The sequence below is a fragment of the Oenococcus kitaharae genome, assembly GCF_025758695.1.
GTDB lineage: Bacteria > Bacillota > Bacilli > Lactobacillales > Lactobacillaceae > Oenococcus > Oenococcus kitaharae_A.
On the sequence record NZ_JANJQP010000001.1, the window covers coordinates 528,401 to 545,671 of the forward strand.

The 17,271-nt window shown below is 41.5% G+C and carries 17 protein-coding genes and 15 tRNA genes; 3 read left to right on the forward strand and 29 right to left on the reverse strand.

Annotated features, from left to right (window positions below):
- Positions 1-1,238 precede the first annotated feature (1,238 nt).
- Positions 1,239-2,462, forward strand: coding sequence for an Abi family protein (locus tag NRF22_RS02710; protein WP_263779136.1), 1,224 nt, complete (start codon positions 1,239-1,241; stop codon positions 2,460-2,462).
- Between the two features lie 466 nt (positions 2,463-2,928).
- Here NRF22_RS02710 and NRF22_RS02715 read toward each other — a convergent pair whose 3' ends face one another.
- The 18 genes from NRF22_RS02715 to NRF22_RS02800 all read right to left on the reverse strand — a co-directional run bounded on the left by NRF22_RS02715 (position 2,929) and on the right by NRF22_RS02800 (position 8,160).
- Complete coding sequence (locus NRF22_RS02715) at positions 2,929-4,098, reverse strand: HNH endonuclease family protein (RefSeq protein WP_263779137.1); 1,170 nt, start codon at positions 4,096-4,098, stop codon at positions 2,929-2,931.
- Between the two features lies 1 nt (position 4,099).
- Positions 4,100-5,356, reverse strand: coding sequence for an adenine-specific methyltransferase EcoRI family protein (locus NRF22_RS02720; RefSeq protein ID WP_263779139.1), 1,257 nt, complete (start codon positions 5,354-5,356; stop codon positions 4,100-4,102).
- 708 nt (positions 5,357-6,064) lie between these two features.
- Positions 6,065-6,154: transfer RNA gene (locus NRF22_RS02725), tRNA-Ser, on the reverse strand.
- A gap of 68 nt (positions 6,155-6,222) precedes the next feature.
- A tRNA-Ile gene (locus NRF22_RS02730) sits at positions 6,223-6,296 on the reverse strand.
- Between the two features lie 2 nt (positions 6,297-6,298).
- Positions 6,299-6,369 (reverse strand) — tRNA-Gly (locus NRF22_RS02735).
- A 19-nt stretch (positions 6,370-6,388) separates the two neighbouring features.
- Positions 6,389-6,461, reverse strand: a tRNA-Phe gene (locus NRF22_RS02740).
- Between the two features lie 29 nt (positions 6,462-6,490).
- Positions 6,491-6,565: transfer RNA gene (locus NRF22_RS02745), tRNA-Asp, on the reverse strand.
- Between the two features lie 56 nt (positions 6,566-6,621).
- Positions 6,622-6,695: transfer RNA gene (locus tag NRF22_RS02750), tRNA-Met, on the reverse strand.
- 26 nt (positions 6,696-6,721) lie between these two features.
- Positions 6,722-6,811: transfer RNA gene (locus NRF22_RS02755), tRNA-Ser, on the reverse strand.
- A gap of 18 nt (positions 6,812-6,829) precedes the next feature.
- Positions 6,830-6,903 (reverse strand) — tRNA-Ile (locus NRF22_RS02760).
- 13 nt (positions 6,904-6,916) lie between these two features.
- A tRNA-Met gene (locus tag NRF22_RS02765) sits at positions 6,917-6,990 on the reverse strand.
- Positions 6,991-7,011: 21 nt separating this feature from the next.
- Positions 7,012-7,085, reverse strand: a tRNA-Pro gene (locus NRF22_RS02770).
- Positions 7,086-7,149: 64 nt separating this feature from the next.
- A tRNA-Arg gene (locus tag NRF22_RS02775) sits at positions 7,150-7,223 on the reverse strand.
- Positions 7,224-7,296: 73 nt separating this feature from the next.
- Positions 7,297-7,380: transfer RNA gene (locus NRF22_RS02780), tRNA-Leu, on the reverse strand.
- Between the two features lie 21 nt (positions 7,381-7,401).
- A tRNA-Gly gene (locus NRF22_RS02785) sits at positions 7,402-7,473 on the reverse strand.
- Positions 7,474-7,495: 22 nt separating this feature from the next.
- Positions 7,496-7,568, reverse strand: a tRNA-Thr gene (locus tag NRF22_RS02790).
- Between the two features lie 34 nt (positions 7,569-7,602).
- Positions 7,603-7,675: transfer RNA gene (locus NRF22_RS02795), tRNA-Val, on the reverse strand.
- Positions 7,676-7,764: 89 nt separating this feature from the next.
- The gene (locus tag NRF22_RS02800; RefSeq protein WP_263779141.1) at positions 7,765-8,160 is read right to left on the reverse strand and encodes a CvfD/Ygs/GSP13 family RNA-binding post-transcriptional regulator; all 396 of its coding nucleotides are present in this window, start codon (positions 8,158-8,160) and stop codon (positions 7,765-7,767) included.
- A 61-nt stretch (positions 8,161-8,221) separates the two neighbouring features.
- On the opposite strand from NRF22_RS02800, the gene NRF22_RS02805 reads away from it, so the two are divergent.
- The gene (locus NRF22_RS02805; protein ID WP_263779142.1) at positions 8,222-8,875 is read left to right on the forward strand and encodes a VTT domain-containing protein; all 654 of its coding nucleotides are present in this window, start codon (positions 8,222-8,224) and stop codon (positions 8,873-8,875) included.
- Here NRF22_RS02805 and rpoZ read toward each other — a convergent pair.
- Positions 8,872-9,195, reverse strand: a complete 324-nt coding sequence (gene rpoZ, locus NRF22_RS02810) for a DNA-directed RNA polymerase subunit omega (RefSeq protein ID WP_007746146.1) — start codon at positions 9,193-9,195, stop codon at positions 8,872-8,874. The two genes, NRF22_RS02805 and rpoZ, sit on opposite strands and share 4 nt — an antisense overlap.
- Position 9,196: 1 nt before the next feature.
- The gene (gmk, locus tag NRF22_RS02815) at positions 9,197-9,808 is read right to left on the reverse strand and encodes a guanylate kinase (RefSeq protein WP_028291752.1); all 612 of its coding nucleotides are present in this window, start codon (positions 9,806-9,808) and stop codon (positions 9,197-9,199) included.
- Positions 9,809-9,986: 178 nt separating this feature from the next.
- On the opposite strand from gmk, the gene NRF22_RS02820 reads away from it, so the two are divergent.
- A complete protein-coding gene (locus NRF22_RS02820; RefSeq protein WP_007746144.1) occupies positions 9,987-10,307 on the forward strand; it encodes a hypothetical protein in 321 nt (106 codons plus the stop codon).
- A 24-nt stretch (positions 10,308-10,331) separates the two neighbouring features.
- On the opposite strand, the gene recN is transcribed toward NRF22_RS02820, so the two are convergent.
- Genes recN through NRF22_RS02865 form a run of 9 tightly spaced genes read right to left on the reverse strand, consistent with a single transcriptional unit; the run spans position 10,332 to position 17,229 of the window.
- Positions 10,332-11,987 (reverse strand): DNA repair protein RecN, encoded by a 1,656-nt coding sequence (recN, locus tag NRF22_RS02825; RefSeq protein ID WP_263779143.1) that lies wholly within the window; start codon positions 11,985-11,987, stop codon positions 10,332-10,334.
- A gap of 22 nt (positions 11,988-12,009) precedes the next feature.
- The gene (locus NRF22_RS02830) at positions 12,010-12,840 is read right to left on the reverse strand and encodes a TlyA family RNA methyltransferase (protein ID WP_263779144.1); all 831 of its coding nucleotides are present in this window, start codon (positions 12,838-12,840) and stop codon (positions 12,010-12,012) included.
- On the reverse strand, positions 12,837-13,664 hold the full coding sequence (locus NRF22_RS02835; RefSeq protein WP_263779146.1) for a polyprenyl synthetase family protein: 828 nt from the start codon (positions 13,662-13,664) through the stop codon (positions 12,837-12,839). Before NRF22_RS02835 ends, NRF22_RS02830 begins: the two co-directional genes overlap by 4 nt.
- Positions 13,654-13,884, reverse strand: a complete 231-nt coding sequence (xseB, locus tag NRF22_RS02840; RefSeq protein ID WP_007746140.1) for an exodeoxyribonuclease VII small subunit — start codon at positions 13,882-13,884, stop codon at positions 13,654-13,656. The genes NRF22_RS02835 and xseB overlap by 11 nt, the downstream gene beginning before the upstream one ends.
- Complete coding sequence (gene xseA / locus NRF22_RS02845) at positions 13,868-15,085, reverse strand: exodeoxyribonuclease VII large subunit (protein WP_263779147.1); 1,218 nt, start codon at positions 15,083-15,085, stop codon at positions 13,868-13,870. The genes xseB and xseA overlap by 17 nt, the downstream gene beginning before the upstream one ends.
- Positions 15,086-15,091: 6 nt before the next feature.
- Positions 15,092-15,484: a transcription antitermination factor NusB gene (gene nusB, locus NRF22_RS02850; protein WP_007746138.1), complete on the reverse strand. Its 393-nt coding sequence runs from the start codon at positions 15,482-15,484 to the stop codon at positions 15,092-15,094.
- Between the two features lie 4 nt (positions 15,485-15,488).
- Positions 15,489-16,025, reverse strand: coding sequence for an Asp23/Gls24 family envelope stress response protein (locus NRF22_RS02855; protein WP_263779149.1), 537 nt, complete (start codon positions 16,023-16,025; stop codon positions 15,489-15,491).
- A gap of 1 nt (position 16,026) precedes the next feature.
- Positions 16,027-16,590, reverse strand: a complete 564-nt coding sequence (gene efp / locus NRF22_RS02860; protein WP_263779150.1) for an elongation factor P — start codon at positions 16,588-16,590, stop codon at positions 16,027-16,029.
- A 42-nt stretch (positions 16,591-16,632) separates the two neighbouring features.
- Positions 16,633-17,229, reverse strand: coding sequence for a TIGR00730 family Rossman fold protein (locus NRF22_RS02865; protein WP_007746134.1), 597 nt, complete (start codon positions 17,227-17,229; stop codon positions 16,633-16,635).
- Positions 17,230-17,271 lie beyond the last annotated feature (42 nt).

A 17,271-nucleotide genomic window follows, 5' to 3' on the forward strand; every position in this document is an offset into this window, starting at 1 on the left:
ATATCGAGGTCATCAGTGCGACTATGAACACTCCCTCTAAGGGCATAACGAAACGGGATAGCCCTTTTGGATGGTTGAAGTACCAAAGCAGTACCATAGATAAATAATAACTACTATTTAAACCACTACCCGCTGACAAGGTGCTGGTTCTCTGAGTCGGTAAATGACCGAGTCAGCTTATCTATATGAGCAAGTCTTAGCCCTGATTTGATGACAGGCTTTAACAAGTTGCTATGCAGTATTTTGCAGTATGACCAGTCGCCTATCGTAAGGCTTGTGAACATATCACAAAATTCGCAAAACGCTAAGATTGTGAACAATGAACAATCGTCCTACAACAGGACAGCCCAAGAATTCGGCGCTTTGCCTTGTTCTAGTTCTAACCCGTTGTTTTAACTGATTACGTCTAAGGTTCTCTGACAGCACTTTGAACAGGTGTACTTTGATCACACCTGATAAACACTTAATCAACCAACGTCTTATCAGAGGACACAGGTTGCTCTGATAAAATCTGTTTTTTTGGGAATTTTTAACGCTTGTCCACCTAGACGCCGTTACCCTTTGCAAGGATAGGCCATGGGGGTATAGCAGAAATCAGGGTTAAAAACGCTAAAAAACAGGAAATAATGGCAAATAATCGCTTATTTTTGGCTGTTTTTGTGTGTTTAATGGCTACTAAGGCTGCTGTTAAGGCATTCGTTTCCCTTTTATTTATTTTTTTCTCTGATTGATCTGATAGCGTCTCTAGTGAGACCAGATAGACCAGCAACGGCTAACGGCTGGTGCGTTTCAGTGTATAACCCCTAGAGACAATCAAACGCTGTTATATGGGTATTTATAGGGCTAAATCAGTCTATAAAAAAGTTTTAATTTTGGCATCTTTGACACAGGCAAACGGTTATGCGAACGCTCTATCAGACACCAATACGCCCCCTATCGTTTTTCTGCTGAGTACTGCTTAGGTGCTGAACGGGTTGTTGCATCCCACGTAATAAATTCGTTTTTCAGAGAAATTGAATGGCAGACTACGAGTATAATGTGGAGAGACATTAGTGCCTATCCGACTCTTTCTTATTCAACACATTTAAAACTTGTAGCATCCCCAAAAATGTTTTTTATGTTATCATGTACTTAACAGTGGTCATCCAAGGCTATGAATCATTTCGATGATTTATCCTAAAAGGGGTGATCCTTTTATTTTGTGCATTTTTAAAGTGGGAAGTTGCATAATTTGGTATATGGATAAAGATAGTTCTGATATGAGATACCACATAGACTTGGATCTAACGAAAAATACGGTTAGAGCGAGTAAAAAAATTAGCATTATCGTTAATGATCTGATTGAGACAAAAGAGTCTGATAAGGGAGTTTTGGAAATTCAGGGTTATAGTTTCCCTATTGGCCATGACAAAAAAGATACTAAAGACAAGATATTCTTTGATAAATTTTTATTAGATGATGAGGGAAAATATAACTATCTGAAAAGCAATTACCAAATAATTTTTTCAGGTAATGCAACTATTTTAAAAAAAGAAAAAGACGATCTTTCTCGTTTGCTAAAAATTAATTCTTTTAGTCGTATTTGTAGATTAGCAGGTATCCTTAAGGCGTATAAAACTGAATCTCATATCCAAGATCTGCTGAGTTTGTGTGATTTTGATATCTTCCTCAGGTCTTCAATAATTAGACTTTTCCCATCGATAGAGATATTTGTTAAGAATAATTTTTCTAATTACATGTTAAATACTTACAAATCCTTATCAGAAAATCCAATACCGGAAATAGCAACTTTTTATTTGGATCCAAATATCTATACACCAAAATTCGTCAACAATGGCGGCCTAGAGCGAATGTTATCTCAATTCGCTGAAGAGATCATTAGACAGAAAAAATCTGAAAAAATTGTACAAACATTAATTTGCGAAAGTGGTGGATCAATACCGTCTTGGATTCTCTTCGAAGAGATTACATTCGGCGAATTTAACACTTTAATTACTCAATTAAAGGTTGGTATTCAAAAACAGTATGAAGAATATCTATTAGGGGGTTTGCTTTCACAACATGGGCATAGAATAGTTAGCAATTTAAATACTGTTCAAATATTGAGAAATAGTGCCTCTCATTTATCTCTAATTTATGGCAAAAAATTTGCTTATAGTCCCAAGATGACCGAAAAATTTTGGCAAGATTTTAATTATTGGGGTAGTAATATAGACGAGTCTAAGATAGATACACTAACACACTCACTTTTTTCAGGTCTTTATACGATGAAAATTTTTTACTCACTTATGCCACATAACGAGGTAAAGCATTGGGATACTTTCGTCAAAAAACTAAATCAACGGATTCAAGACGGTAATTATTCTTCGATTAACAATAGAGAAGAAGGCTTTATTTTGATTAAGGGAGAAATGGGTTTCCCAAAAAATTGGTATGATTTGCTTTATATTCCAAATAATTAGCAAACAAAAACGCCCATCACGGACGCTTTTTTAGTGTGCTATTAATTCTTTGGTTGTCTGGCTATGGCAGTCACATCTTTGAAGGTCAATATCATCTCTAACGGCTTGCGAGAGGGATAAGATCAGGCTTAATCTGATAATGGCTTGCTTTCTGCTTAACTCATCTAGTTTTAAGCTGCCTATCATTTTCTCTAGTCGAGTGCTGTACTGGCTGACTCTATTGAGTAAGTCCCACGCTTCAGGTTCAATCATGACTAATCACCAACCCTTGCATTCGCAAGCTCTTCTACGAGATTATCAGCGAAATTATTAACTTCATCTAAATTTGAAAAGATTTGTAAATCATTTAAAAGCATCATTCTGGCTTTGTTAATAAGTGTCCGATGATCACATGCAACTTGAATAGTAGCTTACCCGTTGGCCACGAAAATTGTATAGGGAACGTGCCTTCAGTCAAAACAACGAATTAATAGTTGGATTTCATACTATTGTGGTGCTTACACAGCATTTGTAAATTATCTCGTTCAGTTTTGCCACCTTTGCTCCAAGGAACAATGTGATCTCCAGCCATATCCTTTAGCTCCCAAATTTTGGTTGTGTGCTCATATTCAGTATCTGTGTTGCAGAGTGGACAATTGGATACTCCCTTAGTTTTAGCTACATTGGTTTGTTCTACATACTTAGACTTTTTATCAGTTTCAGAAAATGCCCGAATATTGAGTAAACTAGGATTTTTTTCACCACTCAAAATATATTCAAAAATACCAGATTTTTTTGTGACATCTGGATCAACTAATAATTCGCTAACTTTTGATGCCACCAAATCCGAGTCATACTGATCCGGTTTTAGATGGTAATTCCGGTAAAGCCTCCCCCACTCGACACCTTGCATTTCTTTTTCAATATCTTTAAAAACTGTCGAAATCCAGTCAATTACGCTCTCAAAGTAATTTTTCAAGTCACTGATATTATCATCAAATCTATGTTGAGACATATAAGTATCAATATGATCTTGGCTCACCCAACTCAATGCAGCTCTTAAATAATCTTGTCGGTCAGCTGACCCCTTGATATAATGACTCCATTTTTGAACATTTGCGTTTCCGTGGTTTGAAAACTCTTCTTTAGCCTTAGTGACGAAAGGCCCCGAATAGATCGCATTCAACATTTCTTGTGAATTGAGTGCCACTCCAACAATATTAATCGTTTGAAACCATTCTTTGATTTCGCTCTCAGTTCCCGAACACTCATACACTAATAATTCAGTATTAAGGATTTTGTCTTGTTGGTCTTGACTAAGACCTGAAAAATAATTTTTATTTCCGTTTCCATCTTCGATAGCAAACTTGCCTGTTGTAAAACGGCCAATCGAAGTAATACGTTGCTGTCCGTCCAAAACCTCGAGTTTGCCATCTGGTAATTTATTGAAGTAAATTAATCCTAGTGGGTAACCTTTAAGTATTGAATCAATACAAGCAACATCTTTTTTGCCATCAGCATAAATATAGTTACGCTGATACTCGGGCTGAATAGTTAAAGTTCCCGACAAACCAAAGAGGCCTCTGCCTTCATACTCGTTGTATTGAAAACCATTCACAATCTCATTAACCTTATAACTTTTTAGTGTTGTTTGCATCTTAACTTATTCTCCTAATAAAAATGCGTTGATAAACTTTTGAATACTGGCCGTTCTTAACTACAACGCCACTAGCATTGAGATCATATTGGCCATTTCGATGGAACTTTGCAAAATAGGCGTTTTTCTTTTCTAACGGTGAATATATCTTTGTTTTTAGCCCATAAAGGTTTTTATTTTCAGCCATGCCTAATATTTCGAATTGATCTGGATTGTACTTATCGAGGAAAGTAATCGGTACGCCCATCATTCCACTAAAGTCACTAGGAATAGCGTCAGTATAAGGCACATCGATCGCATCGTAATTGTCGTAATGCTTATATGAGTTCCCGTGAACTTCATCATGCTTACTAAATTTGAAATTATCGTCTTTTGTCATCAAAGAGAGAGGCTGGTGTCTACGCCCATGATTGATATTTGTAAACCAACGTACCCCTTTAACTCGAATATACTTGTTCCCGTAACTGTCTGTCCTTGATCCTGCAGCATTCAAAGGATAAGAAGCGGGTACTTTAAACTCTCTATCTCCAGAATGAATTGATTCGCCCAACCATACCTCATTATTTTTAATAAGTGGAAAAACAGTTTTGTACGTAATTGCGTTTACGTTTCCAATAATTGAAAATTTCCTTTTTGAAGGATCAATCCAAGACAAAAATACTCTGAACAGTGAGAATGGTGGATTTGTAATCACAATGTCTGCCTGTTCTTTAAGTTCTGTAACCTCTTGACTTCTAAAATCACCGGCTGAGAATCGGGTCTGACCATCTGGATCGCTGTCCCCACGTAGATACGACAAAATATTTGAAGTTTGACCAGAGGAAATTCTCTTTTTTTCACTAAGCAACTTGGCTTCGACATCTTCAATATTGACGCGGCCATTAGAATCAAAGTCTGAAACATCGGTCAATTCTATTTTATAAGCGCTGCTAATTATTTTAGATTTATCTTGTTGTACTTCTAACGGTGAGTCTTGATCCTCAAACAAAGAAAGTGCTAGTTGAGTATTGACAATTGGACTCGGATCATAGCTTGTTGCGATGAGCTTTTTTAAACCATAGTCATTAAAGTGGGTTGCGAAAAACTTAAAGAAATTACTTTCAAATGGATCATCAGCTGGCAACAAAATAGTTTTACCTAAAAAGACATTCTGATCATATTCAAGATAGGCATTCATCTCTTTTTCGATATCAATCCATTGTGTATAGAATTCATCGTTCTTAGCTTGTTTAGCTGCCGCTAAATTTCTATTTGCCATACTCATAATATTATAAAACATGCTATCTATTTAAATTCCGCAGTTTGATTGATTTTATATAATAAAAGGCATCCTCGAAACAAATCGAGAATGTCCAGAACAAATTGTCAATTTTACCTAAGGGTAAATAATATTGAACACCAATCAAGTGTCCGACCACTATTTTTAATCATTTATCACTTTACAGATCAACAATTCCTTTCAACCTTCAACTATTTTTTACCCGCTGCCAGAGTAACCTACCTTGGTTTTTTAAATACCTCTGCCAATAATCAAGTTAGCCTAACTTGATTGCTTATATTACCAGTTTTCTTAACTCATTACATGGTGCCGTTCCATGAAGAAATGAAACCAACTAATTGGTATAGAACTCAGTTACCTGATAATCTTCCCAAAGCCTGTATGACTTTTTATAACGCCATCATAAACGAAAAAAATTTCAACATGACCAGGGTGTAGATTCAGAATTGTGTTCAAATTATCCACCACACTCACCAGGATTCTAAATTGCTTCAGTCAAATTCTTATATCCTTTCTAATTAGTTAAGAGATTGATTGTATTGTGAGTCATTTACTTGCCTCACTTTCTTGAAAACGTGGGTACTTTTTTGGGTACTTTTTTAAGTAACCAAGGGACTTATCCACAACCCTATAAAACTGATAAATGCCTTAGCCACGGGCTTGATACGCCCTCAGAACATAGCAACATGGAGATTGAGGGATTCGAACCCTCGCGCCGGGATAAACCGACCTACACCCTTAGCAAGGGCGCCTCTTCAGCCTCTTGAGTAAATCTCCAACTGATTAAAAGTCTATGAATATAAAAATGAGCAAACAAACATTCATTCAAAATGCCTGTTTGCTAATGGACCATCCAGGACTCGGACCTGGGACCTCTGCGTTATCAACACAGCGCTCTAACCAACTGAGCTAATAGTCCAAAGCGAATGACGGGAATCGGACCCGCATAGCCAGCTTGGAAGGCTGGAGCTCTACCACTGAGCTACATTCGCAAGGGAGATATATCTCCAATGGCGCGGGACGGAATCGAACCGCCGACACAAGGAGCTTCAATCCTTTGCTCTACCAACTGAGCTACCGAGCCAATCGCACCGCATCGATATCGCTACCGACCGGTCCCAGCGGGGTTCGAACCCGCGATCTCCTCCGTGACAGGGAGGCGTCCTAGACCAACTAGACCATGGAACCTCTTGAAAGTTCACTATGTAATAGCCAAACAATCAGGTGGCCACTAACGTGGCCTATTGCGGGGGCTGGATTTGAACCAACGACCTTCAGGTTATGGGCCTGACGAGCTACCAGACTGCTCTACCCCGCGATAATATTAAATTTGCCCATCGGCAATGGAGAATAGAGGATTTGAACCTCTGCGCCGGTTTCCCGACCTGACGGTTTTCAAGACCGTTCCCTTCAGCCAGACTTGGGTAATTCTCCAAACAACAATTGGCCAAATGGACCTTGCTGGACTCGAACCAGCGACCGAGCGGTTATGAGCCGCTTGCTCTAACCAACTGAGCTAAAGGTCCGCATTCGGGCCAATCGCGGCGGGGGGAATCGAACCCTCGACCTCCCGGGTATGAACCGGACGCTCTAGCCAGCTGAGCTACACCGCGATCGATTGAGCAAGCGCCCAATCGGGACAACTGGATTCGAACCAGCGACCCCCTGGTCCCAAACCAGGTGCTCTACCAAACTGAGCTATGTCCCGAGTAATTCCACCCAGTACACAAACAATCGCTTGCTTGTGCTCAGACGGTTAATTTCTTGACCTATGCACCATGTAGGAGTCGAACCTACAACCTCCTGATTCGTAGTCAGACGCTCTATCCAATTGCGCTAATGGTGCATGTTCTAAACTGCCAACCTACCCAACAGAATTGCCACGTGGGTAAATCAACTGTTTGCTTATCAAGCAAACATGCCGGCGCCCGGGATCGAACCGGGACGGTATCACTACCGCAGGATTTTAAGTCCTGTGCGTCTGCCTATTCCGCCACGCCGGCAACTGCCACGGCAGGTGGCAAAGCGAACGGCGGGACTCGAACCCGTGACCCCCACCATGGCAAGGTGATGTTCTACCGCTGAACTACGTTCGCATATATATTGAGGATAACCCTCTGCCGACTAGAGGGTTCGAACCTCCGACCCCCGCTTTACAAGAGCGGTGCTCTGCCAACTGAGCTAAGTCGGCGATCAACTTTCGGGAAATGATTTCTCATCCCCAATGGACGCTACAGGGATCGAACCTGTGACCCCCTGCTTGTAAGGCAGGTGCTCTCCCAGCTGAGCTAAGCGTCCAATTATTTCATCGCCGTAATGCACGCGACTAAAATATAATACATAATATTTCGACGAACGTCAACATTATTCCAAAAAAATTCTCAAAATTATTCCTTAACCCGCCTAATTCTGCTTAATGCTTCACTCTTGCTGGCATCAATGGTGGCTGCGATTGGCTTAAAAGCGGTCTTCACACGTGTCGATGTCCAGAAATGTTTATAAATATTACGGTTCTCGCCAGGTTTCGGATTAGCATGCGTAACTGGAATGGCTAATTGGCGAAAACTCAGGCTGATTTTATGGCTGTAATCATCAATATCGAGAATAATCGCTTCGACAGGCTGGCCGACGTGAAAATCATCTTTCAAATCAGTAATCCGACCGCTTTTGCATTCGGAAATATGCACCAGCCCCTGGTGCTTGCTGTCCAATTGGACAAACACGCCATAATCCTGAATACCGGAAATGGTTCCTTGAATCTTTTGACCAATTTTGTAATCCATACATAACATTATAGTGAGTTTTCAAAAAAACTGGTGGAAACGATTGTTATACTTAACCGGTATGCAATCTTTAATTGATTTTATCCTCCACATTGATGTTCACTTGGCCAACATCGTCAACAGTTTCGGCATTTGGAGCTATGCGCTGATGTTCTTTATCGTACTCATAGAGACCGGCGCAGTCATCCTGCCTTTTTTACCCGGTGATTCACTCTTATTTGCCGCCGGTGCCCTCTCAGCCGCTGGTAACAACATTTTAAATGTTTGGGCCCTATGGGCTGGTTTTTTCGCCGTTTCGCTGATCGGAGATTCCCTAAATTACATGATCGGGCACACAATTGGCCAGCGTTTTCTAGCAACAAAGATCGGCAGCCGTTTTATCAAGCCTCAGCAAGTCAAAGATACCGAAAAATTCTATGAGAAACATGGTGCACTGGCGATTATCCTAGCGCGTTACATGCCGATTATCCGAACGCTGGCGCCGTTCGTGGCCGCTACCTCGGATTATTCTTATTTGAAATTCTTGAAATATTCGGTCTTGGGTACCTTTTCCTGGGCAACGATTGCTGTCTGGGCGGGATTCTTCTTTGGCAATATTCCTTTTGTTCATCAGCATTTTACGCTGATTATTCTGGCCATCGTCATCGTCACGCTCCTGCCAGCCGTGATCGCCTTTTTGCACACGAAAATAAGCAGCAAAAAAGCGGAGATTTAATCTCCGCTTTCGTCTTTATTAACCGGATCAATGCGAACGTTTCCCTGATTGATTTCCTCTAAGGCACGTCCAATCGGCTTGACCGACTTATAGGAATCTAATGTAGGTCCGACCATTGTATCTAGTTTTGCAGAAATATCCTGCATCATTTTTTTATCACGATCTGTTGGCTTTTCTTCACGCTTTAATTTCAATAATTCTTCTTTTAAGCGGGGCAGTTCTTCCAACTCTTTTGCACGCTTTGATGCAAGCGCAATTAATTTATAACGAGAATCGACTTTTTCGAGTAATTCGTCGACCGACGGATACATTAAGCTCATGTTAACCCTCCAATATTTTGATATAGCTGTTGGCCAGACGGTTTGCTTTCAGGCGCTCTGCGTCAATGATCGTCTGGACCTTTTTTACCGCCTTATCCACTTTATCATTTACGACCGCATAATCATAGTTGGTCATCATTAAAATCTCTTCACGGGCCGTTTTTAGGCGCTGATTAATCACCTCATCAGACTCGGTACCACGCAATTCGAGACGATTTCTTAGCTGCATCAGATCCGGCGGCAGCAGAAAAATCAAAATCGCATCAGGAACCTTGGCACGTACCTGCATGGCACCGTTCACTTCGATTTCCATAAAGACATCATTACCCTGATCACGCTGCTCGTCAATCCAAGTCTTGGGCGTGCCGTAATAACTGTTGACGTATTGCGCGTATTCTAGCATCTGACCGTCATTAATCATCTTTTCGAACTGTTCTTTGTTCAAAAAGAAGTAATCCCGGCCGTCCACTTCGCCTCGCCGCGGCTTGCGAGTCGTCGCAGATATCGAATAAAGCAGCTCGTGCGGGTTTTTTTTAAATAAAGCCTTTCGGACTGTCCCTTTGCCAACACCGGATGGCCCCGAAAGTAAAAATAACATTCCTCGTTCGTTCATGAAAACTAGTTTAACACTGTCAAACCTTGGGAAGATTTACCAATTCTTAAATATCTGTTTTAAAGGATTTTTATCAGATATTGCATGTTACAAACACCGGAGAGGCAGCTTTTGTTCGCAAACATGGTTGCTATTTAGAACAGGCGTTCGTATATTAATAGTGTTGAGGGAACAGAAAATGCAGAACGCAATCGTAAACAATCAGATCATTAACGGTAAATCATTCAAGAAATTGTTAAAAAATCTCAAGAAAATCATGCCGATCGAAAAAAAAGAACAACTGGACGCCGATACGATCATCGAACGTTTAAACTTGGCTCTGAGTTTTGACCGCCCGGTGAAGATGCAGATTAATTGTGAAGCTTATTCAGACCGTGTAATGAATTTTTCCGGAAAACTCATCCAGACCAATAATGGCAATCTGCTGATTCAATCTAAAAACGATCTGACCAAAATTCACGCTGCACAAATCCGGCACCTTAAATTGATTCGCGAATAGATCTTTAGAAATAAACCTTCGGGTTTATTTTTTTTGCCCTAAAAGCTGTTGTGCGTTGGCCTTGGACTGGTCGGTAATTTTTTCACCGGAAAGCATATTAGCAATTGAGAGTATACGCCCCTGGTAATCCAAAGCCTGGATGTTTGTTAATGTCCGGCCCTGATGAACTGATTTTTCAATCTGCAGCTGCTGATCGGCGGCGGCGGCCACTTGCGGCAGATGCGAAATCGAAATAACCTGGCGATGTTCGCTGATCGCCTTCATCTTTTTAGCGATCGCCACAGCAGCTCGTCCGGAGACACCCGTGTCAACTTCATCAAAAATCATCGTCGCAACAGACATTGCATTAGAAAAGACATTAGTCAGAGCAAGCAGAATACGTGAAATTTCACCACCAGAAGCGATCTGATTAACTGGCAGATTTGCTTCACCGGGATTGGTCTGGATCCAAAAATCGACTTCATCCAAGCCGTTAGCCGTCAGTTTCTTGGTTTCTTGGACATGAATTTGAAAAACAGCCTCGCCTAAAAGCAAATCAGACAAGTTTTCCTGGATTTTTTTTTCTAGGCGGGCAGCTGTTTGCAGGCGCATGTCGTGTAGTTGGTTAGCTAGCTGAATGGTTTCTTTGCGCAAGGCCTGAAAACGTGCCTGCTTTTCTTGTCTGTCCTGATCATAATTCGATAAGGTCGTGATTTCTTTTTTAATCTTGGCCAAATAGTCAACCAAATCGTCGCTGCTGCGGTGATATTTACGCTCGGCCGTTCTTAATTCACTGATTCTGTCAGCCACTTGCTGGGCCTCTTGATCATCAAAAGCAAGATCTGAAAAACGGACTTTCAAATCACGGGCCAGTTCCTGCAAGTCCAGGTAATTAGATTCCAAGGCGGCCGATGATGACGCATAGCTGTTATCAATACTGCTTAAAGACCGCAAATTCGTCAAAGCATCGTCTAGCATGGTTAGAGCTGAATTATCTTGGGAATCATCCAAATCACGAACCGCCGTCGATAGCAGTTCGTAAATCTTTTCGAAATTCTTGATTTGTTTATCTCTTTGCTGCAGCTGTTCTAATTCGTTGGGCTGTATCTTCAAGTTGCCAAGTTCTTGCGCTTCAAAAGTCAAAAAGTCCAAACGGCTCTGACGGTCGCGTTCATTCTGGTCTTGTTGGTTTAGTTCTCTTCTTAACTGAGCATAATCCGAATACTTTTCTCTATAATGCTTGAGTTGTTCGGAAAAATCAGCCGATCCGAAACGGTCAACCAATTCCGCCTGCAAATCGCTGTCCAGCAATTGCCGATTGTCAAACTGCGCCGAAATTTTAATCAGGTTTTGGCCGATCTCAGTCAGCTGTTTTAATGTCAATAGGACGCCGTTAGCGGAAATGAGATTATGCCCTTTACGATTAATTTCTCGCCGAATGATCAGCTGATCATCTTTTTCGATACCAAAAGCCGTTAAATCCTGCTCAGGAAAATCAAAGACACCTTGAATCGTCGCCTTCTTTTCGCCCTTTCGAATCATCGAGCTCGCTGAACGCTCGCCAACCAGCAGACTGAGTGCATCAATAATGATCGACTTGCCAGCGCCGGTCTCCCCAGTCATGACCGTAAATCCATTATCAAAGTCAATTTGAGCATCATCAATGATGGCGAAATTTTTAATTGATAAATTATTTAGCATCTGTAAGAATTGTACGAAATTTTCAGCCCTTTAATGAAGACTTCTGATAACTATTGAAAATAGTTTTCCGGCTGTTGGCCAAAAAAGAAGCAAAATCAACTTTTTTATCACTCTTTTTCAAATAAAGCAGAAATTCTCGGTTGCCATCCCCACCTTTGATTGGCGAACTGGTAAAGGCCGCTGAAAAAAAACCGAGCTGCTGTGCATGCTTAACCAGATTTTCAAATGCTTCCCAGACTGGCCGTGCGTGTTTGACAATCCCTTTTTTGCCGATATTCTCTTTGCCCACTTCAAATTGCGGTTTGAATAAGGCAATTAGTTCCCCTTCAGCAGTGAGAATCGGAAACAAGGCCGGCAGAATCAGATTCAAGGAAATAAAGGAAACATCAATCACCGCACGCGTCGGAAACTGTTTCTCAAAATCCGATTTTTTGGCGTAACGGAAATTATAACCCGGCATATTTTTAACACGCGGGTCCTCTTTTAAACGGTCAATCAACTGATCATGACCAACATCCACTGCATAGACAAGCGTCACACCCTGCCTTAGCGATACGTCCGTAAATCCGCCAGTTGATGCACCAACATCAATAACCGTCTGACCCTCTAATTGAAAATGGAAGACGCGAACGGCCTTTTCAAGTTTTAAAGCTGCCCTGGAAGCAAAATCTGACAATTCAGCCGTTAGATGAAAAGGAGTCTCGTTTTCAACAAGATAGCTGCTTTTATTAAATATACGACCCTGCTGATCGGCAACAATACCGGCTTTGATGGCTTTTTGCGCCTGTGTGCGGCTAGAAAATAAACCAGTCGTCATTAAATAATGGTCTAGGCGGATAGGAAATTCGGTCATAGCTGATCCAATAAATCAGTCAGAACTGAATGCTGGAAATTTGGTATCTTTTCAATCGCTTCCCGTGCAGCTTTGACATGTTCGGCGAGTTCTGCCTGGCTGCCATCAACACCAGCCAATTTAGGGAAACTGTTTTTATGTTCTGCTTTATCCTGTTCGATATCTTTCAAATCATCTTTAATTTGAAAGGCTATTCCCAGATTAGCACCATACACATTCAGATAGCGGAGTGCATTTTCCGGCAACCCAGCAAGAATACCGCCAGCTGTTGCTGCATAAGTCATCAAAGATCCCGTCTTCATTAAATGCACAAATTCTAAATCTTCGACAGACTGCACTTTCTCTTTGGAAAAAAGATCATACTGCTGGCCACGTACCATATTATCCGGGCCAGCGGCCAAAGCCAGACTATAGATTAAACGCAAACGCAAACTGTCTGGTATTGGCAAATCAGCCAGCTTTTTGAAAGCTTCTGTCAAAAGGCCATCACCAACCAAAACGGCATTGCCGACACCATAAGTTTTCCAAACACTGTCCTGGCCGCGCCGCTTGCTATCATTATCCATTTCGGGCAAGTCGTCATGTACCAAAGAGTAAGCGTGCACAAATTCGACTGCCGTAGCTGCCTTGATCGCAGTATCATCAATCACTTTGCCGGCAGCAGCATAAACGGCCAAAGTAATCAATGGCCGCAAACGTTTTCCCGCTGAGTTCAGCGCATAGGAAATCATATCGAAAATGTCATCATCGCGATCTGAAAAATAAGCCTTCAGTTCCTGATTAATTTTTGGCAGATAGCGATCTGAAAAAACCTCAAACTTCATTTTGGTCTCCTTTGCGTTCAGAATCGAGATTCAATTGACTGAGATTTTCATCAATTGTTTTCTGCGAGTCGTCGAGATATTTTTTTAAATCCGTCGAAATCTTGACTCCTTGCTGAAAATTTTTTAAAGCTTGGTCAATCGGCAAATCACCATTCTCCAAGCTGGAGACAAGCTGCTTCAGATCCTTCATATTTTTCTCAAAGTCAAATGCTTCTGTCATGGTTGATCTCCTTTACTTCTGCTAACGCCGAACCCTTGGCAAAAATGATTTTCAGCTGATCAGCAACTTGAAGCTGCTGACTATCTTTGACTGCCAGGCCATCTTTGAAAGTGACAGAAAAGCCACGATCCAAGACCTTTAGAGGGCTGAGGGCGTCTAATTTGCCAACTAAGTTCAAAAATCCCTGATTGGCCCGCTGAAAATGATTATTAAAAGCTGAAAGCATCTGCAGATTCAGATTTTGCAATTTTTGTTCGTGGTTGATAAAAACCTGGTCAAAGGATTTTAAAGCGGCCGAATTCGCTAAATAATCGAATTGTGTAATGGCATTTTTAAAGGAACGACGGATATTGTTCGACATCGACACAGTCATTTGATTGAGAATGGCTTGATAATCCGAAATCGCAGGTGTTACTTTGACACCTGCGGCAGTCGGTGTTTCCACACGATAGTCTGCCGCTAAATCCACCAAAGTGACATCAGTCTGATGACCAATGGAGGAAATAACCGGCTTTGAAAGATTAGCAACCAACCGAGCCAATTGCTCATCATTAAAGGGCCACAAATCCAGCATCGAGCCGCCGCCTCTAGCAATAATAATGGCATCGGCATCAGATTGGTCGGCTTGTTTGACAGCAGCTATTAACTCAGCGACCGCCTTATCTCCCTGCACGACTGATTCATATAGCTGAATGGCCAGATTCGGATTTCGATGACCGATCGTGGATTGTATGTCATGGATAACTGCACCAGTCTTCGAGGTCACAACGGCAACTTTTTTTGGAAAAAAAGAGAGCGGTTTGACCGGTTTATTAAACAGCCCTTCCTTAGTCAGGCGATTTTTAATCTCAGCCAATTTCAGATAAAGCTCGCCAAGACCAGCTGGCTGCATAGATAACACAAGTAGCGAGGCATATGCACGTTTTTCATAGAGACGGACACTGCCGGTCAAATTAACCTTATCCCCGGATTTGAAATCAAAAGAAAGACGACGCAAAACAGTTGGCGAGACGTAAGCACGGATTGATGACTCATCCTCATCTCTGAGATCGAAATAGGCCGAAAAACCGGAAATTTTGTAACCAAAAATCTCGCCAGTGACCGAAACCTGTTTCAGATAAGGATCATGGCTGAACTTGGCACCTAGATATCGATTGAGTGCACCAACGGTTAAAAATTCTTGTGCTTGATCATCATCCATAAGCGGTTAAGAGACAAAATGCGCCAAGACCCCATTAACGAATTTGCCATCGCTGTCATCGCCAAAATTTTTAGCCAATTCAGTTGCCTGATCCAGAGAAACTTTATTTGGAATATCGATTCTCTGAGTTAATTCAAAAAGGCCGATCTGCAGTGCAACGTTGGCCGTCTTTGAAATCCGGTCGTATGACCAATCGTCCTTTAAAAAAGGCTCATATTGGGCCTCGAGTTCTTTATGTACCGCAACAACACCATCAACCAATTCATCAAAATAATCATCTCGGGTGTTCTGCTGAAACAAGGTCGATTTTAATAATGTTCGATCCTGCTCCGAATTCACTTCCAAAGCAAAAATTGCTTGAAAGCTAAGTTCTCTAATTTGTTGACGTGATAAATTCAAAATATTAGTTTTCTTTTTTCTCGTTTTTTTTGTCAGTAACCGCTGCAGTCTTTTTAACTGCGCGTTTGCGTGTTGCTGGCTTTTTAACAGCCTTAACAGGCTCAGGCTTTGCCTCTTCAAAAAGATTGTTAGGATCGATTTCCGGCTTCGCATCCTTATCATGTAACAGACTGGAAACAACGACATCAACATCCGAAATCTTCAAATCAGTGGCTGCAGAAACAGCTGATTTGACTGCATTCTGGATTGCCAAAGCTGTTTTCGGAATATTAACGCCATATGTGAACACAGCATAGACAGTAAACAAAAGATCGCCGCCCTCATTTTGTTTGACGACAACACCTTTTGTCTGCTGATATTTTTTTGTGAAGAAAAACCCGGAAAAACGCTCTTTAGTTTGTGCTTGCAAACTAATGACGCCATCAACCTCTTTGGCTGCAATTGACGCAATTGTCTCTAGAGTCGATGAGGAAATCTTTGTCTCACCATCGAGCTTACTACCGCCAAGAACGAAATATTTTGCTTCTTGGGCTTTTGCCATTTTAAGCACGCTCCTTGTATGAACCGCCATCAGCTGTATTAACAACCAATTTATCGCCGGCATTAATGAAGTCCGGTACGGTAATAACCAGACCTGTCTCCATTGTAGCTGGTTTGCCGCCGCCATTCACAGTTGCACCCTTAATTGAAGGCTGAGTATCAGTCACGGTGAGTTCAACCGTTACAGGCAATTCAACATCCAAGATTTCATCATGATAAGAGGTAACGCGAACTTCCATATTTTCCAATAGGAACTTCAAAGAGTCTTTGATTTTCTCACCAGGAATTTCCAGCTGATCGTAGGTCTCTGTATCCATGAAAACATAGCTATCGCCGTTTGCATATAAATACTGCATCGGACGAGTTGTGATATCGGCCAATTCCATTCGCTCGCCGGCACGGAAAGTAACTTCGTTAACAGCACCAGTCCGTAAATTTTTCAGCTTCGAACGAACAAAAGCACCACCTTTACCTGGCTTGACATGCTGAAATGACAATATGCGCCAAATTGCTTTGTTATATTCAATGGTTAAACCGTTCTTAAAATCTGATGTATCAATAGCCATATTATTCTCACTTTCTACTTAACTGTAATATTTTATCATTGCTCAGACAAAATTTTCGGGATTTTGGAATTCTGAAGGAAATTCAAACCTTTCGAAGTAGTCAAAAATATCAGTCAGAGACTCTCCGTGAAAAACATATCTCATATCAACCGGCGGAACAAAACCGCGCTGTACTGACTCTTCGATCCAATCCCAAAAAGTATCGTAAAAGCCGTCAATATCAAATAGAGCCAAAGGTTTTTCATGCAAGTCGATTTTTGCCCAGCTAATTGTCTGCGCAATCTCTTCCATAGTACCAAAACCGCCGGGTAAAGCGATAAAAGCGTCCGATTCTTGCAGCATTAGTTGTTTACGCGTGTTCATATCGGAAACTTCTACCAATTCTGTAATCTGACCGGCCGGTATTGAGAACTCTGCTAGATTCTTGGGCGTCACGCCTAAGACCTGGCCGCCATTTGCCATGACTGTTTTTGCAACGAGACCCATCAGCCCTTCCTGCCCGCCGCCATATACAAGCCGATAACCATTTTCAGCCAAATAACGTCCTAATTCTTCAGATCTTTCCTTAAAAATAGGGTCGTTCCCGCTGGCCGATCCCATAAAAACGCCAACCGAACTAATTTGATTGATTTTCGACATAATTTAATGTTAACCCGTGCCTGATTTTTTTGCTATACTGGA